This window comes from Actinoplanes sp. M2I2 (assembly GCF_023544445.1).
Classification (GTDB): Bacteria; Actinomycetota; Actinomycetes; order Mycobacteriales; family Micromonosporaceae; genus Actinoplanes.
This window is the reverse complement of record NZ_JALPVJ010000004.1, coordinates 17,856-31,643: the sequence shown is the minus strand read 5'-3', so window position 1 is coordinate 31,643 and position 13,788 is coordinate 17,856. Positions and strand designations below refer to the sequence as shown.

Sequence of the window (13,788 nt, the reverse complement as noted above, 5' to 3'; positions counted from 1 at the left end):
TCTTGAGGACTGGATCTTGATATGAGCGCATCGTCGTCCCTGACCGTCGGTGTTGTCGGAGCGGGCCGGGTGGGCGCCGTTCTGGGCGCTGCCCTGAACGCCGCGGGCCACCGTGTGGTCGCCGCCGCCGCCGTTTCCGCGGCCTCCCGCGACCGGGCCGCGCGCCTGCTGCCCGGCGCCGCGATCCTGCCCGCCGACGAGGTCGCCCGCGCGGCCGGCGACCTTCTCCTGCTCGCCGTTCCGGATGACGCTCTGGCCGGCGTCGTCTCCGGCCTGGCCACCACCGGCGCGCTGCGCCCGGGCCAGATCGTGGCGCACACCTCGGGAGCTCACGGGCTCGCCGTCCTGGGTGACCGGCCCGGCCTGGCCCTGCATCCGGCGATGACCTTCACCGGAACCGCCGTCGACCTGGAACGCCTGCCCGGCATCGCCTGGGGGATCACGACAGCCGACCGGGTCTTCGCCGCCCGGCTCGTGGCCGACCTGGGCGGCATCCCCGAGTGGGTCGCCGAGGACGCCCGCCCGCTCTATCACGCGGCTCTCGCCCACGGCGCCAATCACCTGGTCACGCTGGTCAACGAGGCCTCCGACCTGCTCGGCGCCGCGGGCATCGCCGAGCCGTCGCGGATCCTGTCACCCCTGCTGCACGCCGCGCTCGACAACGCGCTGCGGCTCGGGGACGCGGCGCTGACCGGCCCGGTCTCGCGGGGCGACGCCGGCACCGTCGGCAAGCATCTCGACCGCCTCCCGGCCGAGGCCCTGCCCGCGTACCTGGCCCTGGCCCGCCGGACGGCCGACCGGGCCATCGCCTCCGGCCGCCTGCGCCCGCAGGACGCGGCCCTGCTGCTCGACGTCCTGTCCCGCGCCGCGGTGGGGAGCCCCTCATGACGTACGTGATCCACACCCGCGCCGAGCTGGCCGCGGCCACCCGGGAGGCCGCCGGGGACGAGGCCACGACGGCCGTCGTGATGACCATGGGCGCCCTGCACCAGGGCCACCGGCAGCTCATGCGGGAGGCTCGCGCCCGGGCCGGCTTCGTGATCGTCACGATCTTCGTCAACCCGCTGCAGTTCGGGCCGAACGAGGACTTCGACAAGTACCCGCGCACGCTGGCGGCCGACGTCGAGGCGTGCCGGGCCGAGGGCGTCGACCTGGTCTTCGCGCCCAGCCGGGACGAGGTCTACCCGGGCGGCGCGCCGTCGATCACCATGAACGCCGGAGCGCTGGGCGAGATCCTCGAGGGCGCGAGCCGGCCCGGCCATTTCGCCGGGATGCTCACCGTGGTGCAGAAACTGCTCATGCTGACCGGCGCCGACGTGGCCTACTTCGGCGAGAAGGACTTCCAGCAGCTCGCCCTGATCCGCCGGATGGCGCACGACCTCGAGCTCGGCGTCGAGATCGTGGGCGTGCCGACCGTACGCGAACCGGACGGTCTGGCCATGTCGAGCCGCAACCGCTACCTGTCGCCCGACCAGCGTCGGTCGGCTCTCGCCCTCTCGCAGGCGTTGCGTGAGGGCGCCGAGCACACCGACGCCGATGCCGCGCTCGCCGCCGCCCACAAGATCCTCGCCGACGAGCCGGGCGTGCGGGTCGACTACCTGGCGCTGACCGGGACCGACCTGGGCGCTCCGCCGGCCGAGGGACCGGCCCGCCTGCTGGTCGCCGCCCGCGTCGGCTCCACCCGACTGATCGACAACGTTCCGCTGACTTTGGAAAAGGCCGCCTGATGTTCCGCACCATGCTCAAGTCGAAGATCCACCGGGCGACCGTCACGCAGGCCGACCTGCACTACGTCGGGTCGGTGACGATCGATCTGGACCTGCTCGAGGCGGCCGATCTGCTGCCCGGCGAGCAGGTCGCGATCGTCGACGTGACCAACGGCGCCCGGCTGGAGACGTACGTGATCCCGGGCGAGCGCGGCAGCGGCGTGATCGGCATCAACGGTGCCGCCGCCCACCTCGTGCACCCCGGCGACCTGGTCATCCTCATCTCGTACGGCCAGATGGACGACGCCGAGGCGCGGGCGTACGAGCCGCGGATCGTGCACGTGAACGCCGACAACAAGATCATCGAGCTGGGCGCCGACCCGGCCGCGGCGGCCGACGGCATGCCCGGCGGCCTGGTCCGGGGCGACCGCACACTGTCCGCCGCCTGACCCGGCCGAAGCCGCCTGACCCGGCCGAAGCCGCCCGACCCGGCCGAAGCCGCCTGACCCGGCCGAAGCCGCCCGACCCACAAACGCCAATCTCCGCCGATCCCGCTTTCCTCACCATATGATAGGAAATCGGACATCGGCGGCGCGTGGGAGAGGCGTGGGTTCATGCGACACCGGCTCGGCCTCCGGTTGGGGATCACCGCCGTCCTGAGCTCTGTGCTGCTCGTCGCGGGTTGCGGCAAGCCGGGCGGCGTCGACGGCGACCTGACCGACGGCTGGGGCGCGATGGCCCCGGCGACCGGCTTCGAACCCAACAACGGCGCCTGCCACAACGCCAACTTCAACCCGGTGGGCCCGCGCGGCACCTACGAAGAGGTCGACTGCTCGGCCAAGCACCGGACCGAGACCGTGCACGTCGGTACGTACGAATCGCCGGCCGCCGACGCCGATGTGCCACCGGCCGACGGCTCGGCCGGCGCCAAGGCCGTGTACTCGATCTGCGACCAGAAGACGACCACCTTCGTGGGCGGGCCGTGGCGCACCGCCCGCCTGTGGATCGGCGTCACCCGGCCCACCGAGGCGGCCTGGAGCGGCGGCGCCCGCTGGTACCGCTGCGAGGTGATCGAGCTCAACTCGGTCGAGGACGACGGCGGCCTCGTGCAGCGCGCGGGCAGTCTGCGTGACGCGCTCGCCGACGGCACCTCCGACGTGCTGCTCACCTGCTACGCGATCCAGCTCGACGGCAACGGCGCGATCGCGACCATGCCCGCGGTGGGCTGCGGCGCCAAGCACAACGGCGAGTTCGTCGGGGTCTGGTACGCCAAGGATCTCGACTACCCCGACGACGACGCCACCTGGGCGAAGTTCCACGACGGCTGCCGCAACCTGATCGCCGATTATGTCGGCGTGCCCAAGGACGAAGACCTGCAATTCCGTACGGGCGTGGTCTCGCTGCCCGGCGGCGCCGACGTCTGGGCGCAGGGCGACCGGGGCGTGCGCTGTTACATGTGGCTCGACGGCGTGGAACTCACGTCGACGCTCAAGGGCAAGGGCGTCAAGAGCCTGCCCGTGCAGTACAAGTAACGGTGACCACGAATGCCCGACCCCGGCGCCGAAGTGTCGTACCGGCGGAGTGTACTGAGCTCATGTTTGTCGCCGACCTTCCGGAGCTGCCTCGTCGGCTCGCCGCGGCCGACCCCGGCTGGAGCGAGACCACCGACGTGCTGGTCGTGGGCTCCGGCGTGGCCGGGCTGACCGCCGCGCTGCACCTGCGCGAGCAGGGCCTGCACGTCACCGTCGTCACCAAGGTCAATATCGACGACGGCTCGACCCGGTGGGCCCAGGGCGGCATCGCCGCGGTGCTCGACCCGCTCGACACCCCGGCCGCGCACGCCAACGACACCGAGATCGCCGGCGTCGGCCTGTGCGACCCGGCGGCGGTGCGTGTGCTGGTCGAGGAGGGCCCGGCCCGGGTCCGTGAGCTGATCCGGCTCGGGGCGTCCTTCGACCGCAACGCCGACGGCTCGCTCATGCTCACCCGCGAGGGCGGCCACCGGGCCGACCGCATCGTGCACGCGGGCGGCGACGCGACCGGCGCCGAGGTGCAGCGCGCCCTGCACGAGGCGGTCCGCCGCGACCCGTGGATCCGCCTGGTCGAGCACGCCCTGGTGCTCGATCTGCTGCGCACGGCCGACGGCCGGGCCTGCGGCCTCACCCTGCACGTGCTCGGCGAGGGCTCGGAGGACGGCGTGGGCGCCATCCTGGCCCGCGCGGTCGTGCTGGCCACCGGCGGCCTGGGCCAGATCTACTCCTCCACTACCAACCCGTCGGTGTCGACCGGTGACGGCGTCGCCCTGGCGCTGCGGGCCGGCGCCGTGGTCACCGATGTGGAGTTCGTGCAGTTCCACCCCACGTCGTTCGTCACCGCGAGCGTCACCTCGGTGCAGCGGCCGCTGATCTCCGAGGCGCTGCGCGGCGAGGGCGCCCACCTGGTCGACGAGACCGGCGCCCGGTTCATGGTCGGGCAGCACGAGCTGGCCGAGCTGGCCCCGCGCGACGTGGTCGCCAAGGGCATCCACCGGGTGCTGCGCGCGACCGGCGCCGACCACGTCTACCTGGACGCCCGCCATCTCGGCCGTGAGTTCCTCGAGCAGCGCTTCCCGACCATCGTGGCGTCCACCCGAGCGGCCGGCGTCGATCCCGCGACCGAGCTGATCCCGGTCGCGCCGGCCGCCCACTACGCGTCCGGCGGCGTCCGCACCGACCTGCGCGGCCGCACGAGCATCCCGGGGCTCTACGCCTGCGGTGAGGTCGCCTGCACGGGTGTGCACGGGGCCAACCGCCTGGCCAGCAACTCGCTGCTCGAGGGCCTGGTCTTCGCGAGGCGCATCGCCGACGACATCGCCCGCGACCTTCCCCCGCAGGCCGAGCCGGCTCATCCGGCGGCCGACGCCGGCCCGGGCTGGGTCGTGGCCCCGGCCGTCCGGGCCGAGTTGCAGCGCACGATGACCCGCGGCGCCGGCGTGCTGCGCTCGGCCGACTCGCTGTCGGCCACCGCCAAGGAGCTGACCCGCCTGGCCGAGCAGCGCGACGTCCCCCGCAACGCCGCGTGGGAGGCGACCAACCTGCTCACTGTCGCGACGGTGCTGGTCGCGGCGGCGCGCACCCGCCGCGAGACACGCGGCTGTCACTGGCGTGAGGACTTCCCCGGCGCCGAGGACGAGTGGCGGGGGCACCTCCTGCACACCCTCGACCGCCGCGCCCGTCTTGACCAGTCCTTCGAAGAGATGACCTGACCACAGGGGGATCGATGAACGAGCTGGACGTCGCCGAAGTGGAATTGATCGTGCGCACCGCGCTGGCCGAGGATCTCGGGTCGCCGCCGCGCGACGTGACCAGTGAGGCCACGATCCCGGCCGACCAGGTCGACACCGCCGAGCTGGTGGCCCGGGCCGACGGAGTCGTGGCCGGGCTCCCGGTGGCCGCGGTCGTCTTCAACGACACCTCGGGCGGCGCCGACGTCTTCGACCAGCGCGTGGCCGAGGGCGCCGCGGTCGTCCGGGGCGACGTGCTGGCAGTGATCACCGGCCCGACCCGCGCGTTGCTGACGGCCGAGCGCACGGCGCTCAACCTGCTCAGCCGCCTGTCCGGAGTGGCCACCCACACCCGCCGCTGGGCCGAGGCCCTGGCCGGCACCAAGGCCACTGTCCTGGACACCCGCAAGACCACGCCCGGCCTGCGCTACCTGGAGAAATACGCCGTCCGCGTGGGTGGCGGCACCAACAAGCGCATGGGCCTGTACGACGTCGCCATGATCAAGGACAACCACAAGCTGGCCGCGGGCAGCATCACCGCCGCCTACCGCCTGGTCCGCGAGAAGTTCCCCGACGTGCCGGTGCAGGTCGAGGTGACCACGGTGGCCGAGGCCCGTGAGGCCGTGGAGGCCGGCGCCGGCTTCCTGCTCTGCGACAACATGACCCCCGACCAGCTCCGTGCGGTCGTCACCGAGGTCGGCGACCGCGCCGAACTCGAGGCCACCGGCAACCTGCGCCTGGAAACGGCGGCCGAGTACGCGGCCACCGGCGTCGACTACCTGTCGGTCGGCGGCCTGACCCACTCGTCCCCGATCCTCGACATCGCGATGGATCTGCGCCCCCGATAGCACCGGGCGCGGAGCTCCCAGGATCTTCCTGGAACGATAGAAAGAAATCCTTGGAGGATTCCGTGCTCCTCTGCATCGACATCGGCAACACCAACACCGTGCTGGCGACCTTCGACGGCGACAAACTCGTCCACAACTGGCGCATCAAGACCGATGCCCGTTCCACCGCCGACGAGCTGGGCCTGATGTTCCGCGGCCTCCTGGCCGGTGACGCGGTCGAGGTCACCGGCGTCGCCGCCTGCTCCACCGTGCCGGCGGCGCTGAGGAGTCTGCGCACCATGCTCGCCCGCTACTACGGCGATCTGCCCAACGTGGTCGTCGAGCCCGGCGTCAAGACCGGCGTCCAGCTGGCGATCGACAATCCCAAGGAGGTGGGCGCCGACCGGGTCGTCAACACGCTCGCCGCCCACGCCCTCTACGGCGGCCCGAGCATCGTCGTCGATTTCGGCACGACCACGAATTTCGACGTCATCAGCGAGAAGGGCGAGTTCCTGGGCGGCGCCTTCGCCCCGGGCATCGAGATCTCCTTCGACGCCCTGGCCGCGCGGGCCGCCCAGCTTCGCAAGGTGGAGCCGGCCAAGCCGCGCTCGGTCATCGGCAAGAACACCGTCGAGTGCCTGCAGTCGGGCATGTATTTCGGCTTCGCCGGCCAGGTCGACGGCATCGTCAGCCGCATGATCGACGAGATCGGCCCGGTCCGGGCGGTCATCGCCACCGGTGGCCTGGCCTGGCTGGTCAAGGACGAGTGCAAGACCATCACCGCTCACGAGCCGATGATCACGCTGATCGGGCTGCGGATGGTCTACGAACGCAACGTGTAATCAGTTTTCCGTGGCGAGGGGGCCCTGAGTAGGCTTTCAGGGCCCATCACCAGCCGTACAGAGAGTCGTGCCGTGACCGAGCAGAATGCCGCACCAGACCCCGCCGAGGACCTTCCCGAGCAGATGCGGGTCCGCCGGTCGAAGCGGGACCGGATGCTCGCCGAAGGGGTGTCCCCCTACCCGGTGACTGTTCCCCGGACGGCGACGCTCAAGCAGGTGCGGGAGCAGTACGCCGATCTGCCCATCGACTCCGCCTCGGGCGACCAGGTGTCGATCACCGGCCGGGTCATCTTCGTGCGCAACGGCGGCAAGCTGTGCTTCGCCACCCTGCGCGACGGCGACGGCACCGAGTTGCAGGCGATGTTGTCGCTGGCCAAGGTCGGCGAGGAGCGCCTGGCCGATTGGAAGCAGGTCGTCGACCTGGGTGACCTGGTCTCGGTCACCGGTGAGGTGATCACCAGTCGCCGGGGCGAGTTGTCGGTTCTTGCCGACTCCTGGGCCATGAGCGCCAAGTCGCTGCGGCCGCTTCCGGTGGCCCACAAGCCGCTCTCCGAGGAGACCCGAGTTCGTCAGCGGTACGTCGATCTGATCGTCCGGCCGCAGGCGCGGGACACCGTTCGGGCCCGGGCCACGGTTGTGCGCAGCCTTCGTGAGTCGCTGTTCCGCCGCAATTTCCTCGAGGTCGAAACGCCAATGTTGCAGTTGCTGCACGGCGGCGCCACGGCCCGGCCCTTTGTGACGCACAGCAACGCTCTCGACACCGATCTCTATCTGCGGATCGCGCCGGAACTGTTTCTGAAGAGGGCGGTCGTCGGCGGCATCGATCGCGTCTTCGAGATCAACCGCAACTTCCGCAATGAGGGTATGGACTCGACGCACTCGCCGGAGTTCGCGATGCTCGAGGCCTACCAGGCGTACGCGGACTACAACGTCATGCAGCAGCAGGTGCGCGAGTGGATTCAGGAGGCCGCCTTCGCGGTCGCCGGATCACACATCGTGACGCACTATGACGGCACCGAGTTGGATCTGAGTGGCGAGTGGTCATCGATCACTCTCTATGGCTCGCTGTCCGAGGCGCTCGGGGAGGAAGTCACCCCGTCCACCGATATCGCGCAACTGCTGCGTTATGCCGAAAAGCACGACCTTTCCGTCGACCCGAAGTGGGGGCCGGGCAAGCTCGTCGAGGAGTTGTTCGAGCACCTCGTGCAGCACACCCTGCAGGCCCCGACCTTTGTCCGGGACTATCCGGAGGAGACCGCGCCGCTGACCCGGGCCCACCGCGAAACCCCAGGTCTGACCGAGAAGTGGGACCTCTACGTGTCGGGCTTCGAGCTGGCCACCGCCTACTCCGAGCTCGTCGACCCGGTGGTGCAGCGCGAGCGGCTCCTGGCCCAGTCGCTGCTGGCGGCCGGCGGCGACGCCGAGGCGATGCAGCTCGACGAGGATTTCCTGCGGGCCATGGAGTACGGAATGCCGCCGACCGGTGGTATGGGAATGGGAATCGACCGTCTACTGATGGCGCTCACCGGGCTGGGCATTCGGGAAACGATCCTCTTCCCGCTCGTACGTCCCGAGTAACGTCCCGCGGAGTTTGCCTCCCGGGCACCCCGGCGCCGCGACAAGTGGTCGGAACTCGCCTTCACCGGAAATGTTCCGACCGCCATTGACGGACGATGCCGCCCTGGCGTTATTGTCTGTGCGTTGCATTGGGGAGAACCTGTGTTCGGGAGGATAGCGGCGCGTGGCGAAGCAGATCATTCACAAGCTGGTCGATGACATCGACGGGGGCGACGCCGACGAGACGGTGAAGTTCGCGCTCGACGGCATTCAGTACGAGATCGACCTGTCGGAGAAGAACGCTGCCAAATTGCGGGAGCTGTTCGAGCCGTACGTGGAGGCCGGCACCAAGGCGGCCCGTGGCGGTGTGGTGGTCGGTGGCCGGGCCGCTCGCGGCCGCGGCGGCGCCACCGCCGACCGGGAGCAGAACAAGGCGATCCGGGAATGGGCCAAGAAGGCCGGAAAGGACATCTCCGACCGGGGCCGCATCCCGCAGGAGATCGTCGACGAGTTCCACGCCAAGGGACCGGGCCGCAGCTGATCCCCGGCTGACGCCCACCCGGACGAGAGCAGCAGGCCGGCGCGTGAGCGCCGCCGGTGCGAGGACGCGCCGGCCGTGACGACTGTGCACGCACAGTCGCTGCGGCCGACGCGTCCTCTTGTTGTTCTTGGCGGGTGCGTGCCGGCCGCGCGGACCCGCAGTTTTTTCGGTCGTTCTCCGGTCGGCCGACGTAGGGTTATCCACAGGTGGGGACGATGTTGTCCACAGCCTGTGGATTCCGGTTTCGCGATTTCGCTGTCCGCGTAGCCGTTCCGCTGGGGGAACAGCGGTTGAGCGTGCGAAGTTGGCTTAATCAACGTTGCGGAAGGTTTCAAGGGGCCGCGAGGACCCAGCAAGGCCACCCGGCGGCGATAGAGTTGTCAGTACGGGTATCACCGATGCCCGTGCGCTGGCCCCGCCAGCTGTTGAGACGAGCTCAGCATTGGCGCACGGCACGTGAGGAGCACGAGGGCATGTTCGAGCGGTTCACCGACCGAGCGCGACGGGTTGTCGTCCTGGCCCAAGAAGAGGCCCGGATGCTCAACCACAACTACATCGGGACCGAGCACATCCTGCTCGGCCTGATCCACGAGGGCGAAGGTGTCGCCGCCAAGGCTCTCGAGAGCTTGGGCATCTCGTTGGAGGGCGTCCGGCAACAGGTCGAAGAGATCATCGGTCAAGGCCAGCAGGCGCCGAGCGGGCACATCCCGTTCACGCCGAGGGCCAAGAAGGTGCTGGAGCTGTCACTGCGTGAGGCGCTCCAGCTCGGCCACAACTACATCGGCACCGAGCACATCCTGCTCGGCCTGATCCGCGAGGGTGAGGGCGTCGCCGCCCAGGTCCTCGTGAAGCTCGGCGCCGACCTCAACCGAGTCCGCCAGCAGGTCATCCAGCTGCTCTCGGGCTACCAGGGCAAGGAGCCGGCCGCGGCCGGCGCGGCGGCGGGCGAGGCTGCGCCGTCGACGTCCCTGGTCCTCGACCAGTTCGGGCGCAACCTGACCCAGGCGGCCCGCGAGGGCAAGCTCGACCCGGTCATCGGGCGTGAGAAGGAAATCGAGCGGGTCATGCAGGTGCTGTCCCGCCGCACCAAGAACAACCCGGTTCTGATCGGTGAGCCGGGCGTCGGCAAGACCGCCGTCGTCGAGGGCCTGTCCCAGTCGATCGTCAAGGGCGAGGTGCCCGAGACGCTCAAGGACAAGCAGCTCTACACGCTCGACCTCGGTGCGCTGGTCGCCGGTTCCCGCTACCGCGGTGACTTCGAGGAGCGCCTGAAGAAGGTGCTCAAGGAGATCCGCACCCGGGGCGACATCATCCTGTTCATCGACGAGATCCACACCCTGGTGGGTGCGGGTGCCGCCGAGGGCGCGATCGACGCGGCGAGCATCCTCAAGCCGATGCTGGCCCGCGGCGAGCTGCAGACCATCGGCGCCACCACCCTCGACGAGTACCGCAAGCACCTGGAGAAGGACGCCGCTCTCGAGCGCCGCTTCCAGCCCATCCAGGTCGGCGAGCCGTCGCTGGCGCACACCATCGAGATCCTCAAGGGCCTGCGCGACCGTTACGAGGCCCACCACCGGATCAGCATCACGGACGCCGCCCTGGTGGCTGCCGCGACGCTGGCCGACCGCTACATCTCCGACCGCTTCCTGCCGGACAAGGCGATCGACCTGATCGACGAGGCCGGCGCCCGGATGCGCATCCGCCGGATGACCGCGCCGCCGGACCTGCGTGACTTCGACGAGCGCATCGCTCAGGTGCGCCGCGACAAGGAGTCCGCGATCGACGCGCAGGACTTCGAGCGGGCCGCGCAGCTGCGCGACAAGGAGAAGCAGCTGCTGGGCCAGAAGGCGCAGCGGGAGAAGGAGTGGAAGGCCGGCGACCTGGACGTCGTGTCCGAGGTCGACGACGAGCAGATCGCCGAGGTCCTGGGCAACTGGACCGGCATCCCGGTCTACAAGCTGACCGAGGAGGAGACCTCCCGGCTGCTCCGCATGGAGGATGAGCTGCACAAGCGGGTCATCGGCCAGGAGGACGCGGTCAAGGCTGTCTCCAGGGCGATCCGGCGTACCCGCGCCGGTCTGAAGGACCCGAAGCGCCCGTCCGGCTCGTTCATCTTCGCCGGCCCGTCGGGTGTCGGTAAGACCGAGCTGTCCAAGGCGCTCGCCGAGTTCCTCTTCGGCTCCGAGGACGCGCTGATCCAGCTCGACATGTCCGAGTTCCACGACCGCTACACGGTGTCCCGTCTCGTCGGTGCCCCTCCCGGCTACGTCGGTTACGACGAGGGTGGCCAGCTGACCGAGAAGGTGCGTCGCAAGCCGTTCTCCGTGGTCCTCTTCGACGAGATCGAAAAGGCTCACCCGGACGTCTTCAACACGCTCCTGCAGATCCTCGAGGACGGCCGCCTGACCGACGGTCAGGGCCGCATCGTGGACTTCAAGAACACGGTCATCATCCTGACCACCAACCTCGGCACGCGTGACGTCGCCAAGGCGGTCTCCCTGGGCTTCCAGGCTTCGGAGGACGTCGAGAGCAACTACGACCGGATGAAGGTCAAGGTCAACGACGAGCTGAAGCAGCACTTCCGCCCGGAGTTCCTCAACCGCATCGACGACACGATCGTCTTCCACCAGCTCCGCCAGGAAGAGATCCTCCAGATCGTCGACATCTTCACCTCGCGTATCGAGGGCCAGCTCCGCAACAAGGACATGGGCCTCGAGCTGACCGACAACGCGAAGAAGTACCTGGCCAAGAAGGGCTTCGACCCGGTGCTGGGCGCGCGGCCGCTGCGTCGCACGATCCAGCGCGATCTCGAGGACACGCTGTCCGAGCAGATCCTCTTCAACGAGCTGCGCCCCGGCCAGATCGTGGTGGTGGACTGCGAGGGCGACCCCGAGAACATCGAGAAGTCCAAGCTGGTCTTCCGCGGCGCCGACCGGGGAGTCTCGGTTCCCGACGCGGTGCCGGCCGACCTCGGGGCTGCGACCACCGAGGAGTAGGCACGGCTAGACGACAACGGCCCGGCTGCGTTCGCAGCCGGGCCGTTTCGCGTGTGTCAGCCGCCGCTACAGGGACTGCGGGGACACCCGCGGGGCGTCCCCGGCGAGCACGAAGACGTCCGGGTCGAGCGGCTCGACGAGCCCGTCCTCGACCAGGCCGGCCAGCGCCCGGGCCCGCTGGACGTCGTCGTTCCACACCAGGTCGAGGCGCTGACGCGGCACCGGGCCGGTCGCGTGGCGCAGCACCTCGAGCAGCAGCCCGCGCACCTGGCGGTCGGTCCCCGCGTACCGCTGCGGTTTGCGACTGGGTCCCTCGAGCGCCGGCGAGCCGTTGCGCCGCCACGCGCACACCTGCTCGAACGGGCACTCGTGGCAGCGCGGGGAGCGGGCGACACAGACCAGGGCGCCCAGCTCCATGAACGCGATGCTGGCCCGCGCGGCCCGGGCCGGCTCCTCGGGCAGCAGCTCGGCCGTCGCGATCAGATCGGCGGCGGTCGTGGTCGGGCCCGCATCCGGCTTGCCCTCGACAGCCCGCGACACGACACGGCGCACGTTCGTGTCGACCACCGGGTGGCGCTGCCCGTACGCGAAGGTGGCCACGGCCCGGCCGGTGTAGGTCCCCACGCCCGGCAGCGCGAGCAGCTGCTCGAGATCGGACGGGACCCGGCCGTCGTGCCGCTCGACCATGGCCACCGCGCACGCGTGCAGCCGCATCGCCCGCCGCGGGTAGCCGAGCCGGCCCCACATGCGGATCGCCTCGGACGGCGGGTCGGCGGCCAGGTCGGCGGGGGTGGGCCAGCGGGTCATCCAGGCCCGCCAGGCGGGCTCCACGCGCACGACCGGGGTCTGCTGGAGCATCACCTCGCTCACCAGCACCCCCCAGGCGGTGGTGCCGGGCTGCCGCCAGGGCAGGTCGCGGGCATTCTTGTCGAACCACGTGATGGCGTCATCTGCGAAAGTCATGGCAGGTCTTACTGTAGGCAGGTGCATGAGCTCGCCATCACCGTCATCGGTCCCGACCGGACCGGCATCGTCGCCGACGTGGCCGAGGCGCTGGCCGGGGTCGGCGCCAACCTCACCGACTCCACCATGACCCGCCTGCGCGGCCACTTCACGATGACCCTGGTCTGCACCGGGCCGACCGCCGAGGAGGCGTCGGCGGCCCTGACGTCGCTGACCGGGCTGGTCACCTCGGTGCGCTCGGTCGAGCCCGAGGACGAGGTGAAGACCGGCGGCGAGCCGTACGTGGTGAGCGTGCACGGGGCCGACCGGCTCGGCATCGTCGCGGCCGTGACCCGGGTCGTCGCCGGCGCCGGCGGCAACATCACCGACCTGAGCACCCGGCTGGCCGGGTCGCTCTACGTCCTCCTGGCCGAGGTCGACCTGCCCACCGGCTCGGCCGACGAACTGGCCGAGCAACTCGCCGTCGCCGCGGCCGAGCTGGGCGTCGAGGTGACCCTGCGGCGCGCCGAGTCGGAGATCCTGTGACCGCGTCCGTGACCTGGGACGGTCCGGAAGGCACGGTCCGCCCGGTCGTCACCGCCCCGGCGACGGTGCTCAGCACGATCGGCGACGAGGTCGACCCGGCCGATCCGGCGATCGTCCAGCTCGCCGCCGACCTGGTCGCCACCATGCGCGTCGCGCCCGGCTGCGTCGGCCTGGCCGCGCCCCAGGTCGGCGTGGGCGCCCAGATCTTCGCCGTCGACGTGACCGGCCACCCCAAGGCGGCCACCACCCACGGCACGTTCGTCCTCTGCAACGCCAAGGTCATCGAGGCCAGCCGCTGGAAGGCCGGGCGCGAGGGCTGCATGTCGGTGCCCGACCTGACCGGCGACGTCAAGCGGGCCGGGCGCGTCGTGGTCTCGGCGATGCTCCCCGGCAGCGGAGAAACGATCGAGATGACCACCGACGCCTTCGAGGCCCGGGCGCTGCAACACGAGATCGATCACTGCGACGGAAAGTTGTTCCTCGATCGCGTCGCCGGGGCGCACGCGATCTACCAGCGCAAGGTCTACCTCTAGAACTTATCCGAGCCGTTGTCGCATATGCTCCGGCGC

At 70.4% G+C, this 13,788-nt stretch carries 13 protein-coding genes; 12 read left to right on the top strand and 1 reads right to left on the bottom strand.

All coding sequences use genetic code 11. The annotated features are described in order from the left end of the window. Window positions 1–21: 21 nt before the first annotated feature. The 10 genes from HJC40_RS08055 (at window position 22) to HJC40_RS08010 (ending at window position 11,731) form a co-directional block, all read left to right on the top strand. A complete protein-coding gene (locus HJC40_RS08055) occupies window positions 22–888 on the top strand; it encodes a Rossmann-like and DUF2520 domain-containing protein (protein WP_249999745.1) in 867 nt (288 codons plus the stop codon). After that, entirely contained in the window at window positions 885–1,727 is an 843-nt protein-coding gene (panC, locus tag HJC40_RS08050; RefSeq protein ID WP_249999743.1) for a pantoate--beta-alanine ligase, read from the top strand. Before HJC40_RS08055 ends, panC begins: the two co-directional genes overlap by 4 nt. After that, entirely contained in the window at window positions 1,727–2,155 is a 429-nt protein-coding gene (gene panD / locus HJC40_RS08045) for an aspartate 1-decarboxylase (protein ID WP_249999741.1), read from the top strand. The genes panC and panD overlap by 1 nt, the downstream gene beginning before the upstream one ends. Window positions 2,156–2,320: 165 nt before the next feature. Continuing rightward, entirely contained in the window at window positions 2,321–3,238 is a 918-nt protein-coding gene (locus HJC40_RS08040; protein ID WP_249999738.1) for a septum formation family protein, read from the top strand. A gap of 62 nt (window positions 3,239–3,300) precedes the next feature. After that, window positions 3,301–4,950 (top strand): L-aspartate oxidase, encoded by a 1,650-nt coding sequence (locus HJC40_RS08035; RefSeq protein WP_249999736.1) that lies wholly within the window; start codon window positions 3,301–3,303, stop codon window positions 4,948–4,950. A gap of 14 nt (window positions 4,951–4,964) precedes the next feature. Continuing rightward, a complete protein-coding gene (gene nadC, locus HJC40_RS08030) occupies window positions 4,965–5,816 on the top strand; it encodes a carboxylating nicotinate-nucleotide diphosphorylase (protein ID WP_249999734.1) in 852 nt (283 codons plus the stop codon). 62 nt (window positions 5,817–5,878) lie between these two features. After that, window positions 5,879–6,637, top strand: a complete 759-nt coding sequence (locus HJC40_RS08025; RefSeq protein WP_250000728.1) for a type III pantothenate kinase — start codon at window positions 5,879–5,881, stop codon at window positions 6,635–6,637. Between the two features lie 72 nt (window positions 6,638–6,709). Continuing rightward, window positions 6,710–8,215 carry a lysine--tRNA ligase gene (gene lysS, locus HJC40_RS08020; protein WP_249999732.1) on the top strand — a complete coding sequence of 502 codons (1,506 nt, stop codon included), beginning with the start codon at window positions 6,710–6,712 and terminating at the stop codon, window positions 8,213–8,215. Between the two features lie 163 nt (window positions 8,216–8,378). After that, complete coding sequence (locus HJC40_RS08015; RefSeq protein WP_249999730.1) at window positions 8,379–8,735, top strand: Lsr2 family protein; 357 nt, start codon at window positions 8,379–8,381, stop codon at window positions 8,733–8,735. Between the two features lie 473 nt (window positions 8,736–9,208). After that, window positions 9,209–11,731, top strand: a complete 2,523-nt coding sequence (locus tag HJC40_RS08010; protein WP_249999728.1) for an ATP-dependent Clp protease ATP-binding subunit — start codon at window positions 9,209–9,211, stop codon at window positions 11,729–11,731. Window positions 11,732–11,797: 66 nt separating this feature from the next. On the opposite strand, the gene HJC40_RS08005 is transcribed toward HJC40_RS08010, so the two are convergent. Beyond that, the gene (locus HJC40_RS08005) at window positions 11,798–12,694 is read right to left on the bottom strand and encodes an A/G-specific adenine glycosylase (RefSeq protein ID WP_249999726.1); all 897 of its coding nucleotides are present in this window, start codon (window positions 12,692–12,694) and stop codon (window positions 11,798–11,800) included. Window positions 12,695–12,715: 21 nt separating this feature from the next. Here HJC40_RS08005 and HJC40_RS08000 point away from each other — a divergent pair, with 21 nt between their 5' ends. Together HJC40_RS08000 and def are read left to right on the top strand one after the other, a co-directional pair. Further along, complete coding sequence (locus HJC40_RS08000; RefSeq protein ID WP_249999723.1) at window positions 12,716–13,219, top strand: ACT domain-containing protein; 504 nt, start codon at window positions 12,716–12,718, stop codon at window positions 13,217–13,219. Then, window positions 13,216–13,752: a peptide deformylase gene (def, locus tag HJC40_RS07995; protein ID WP_249999721.1), complete on the top strand. Its 537-nt coding sequence runs from the start codon at window positions 13,216–13,218 to the stop codon at window positions 13,750–13,752. The genes HJC40_RS08000 and def overlap by 4 nt, the downstream gene beginning before the upstream one ends. Window positions 13,753–13,788 lie beyond the last annotated feature (36 nt).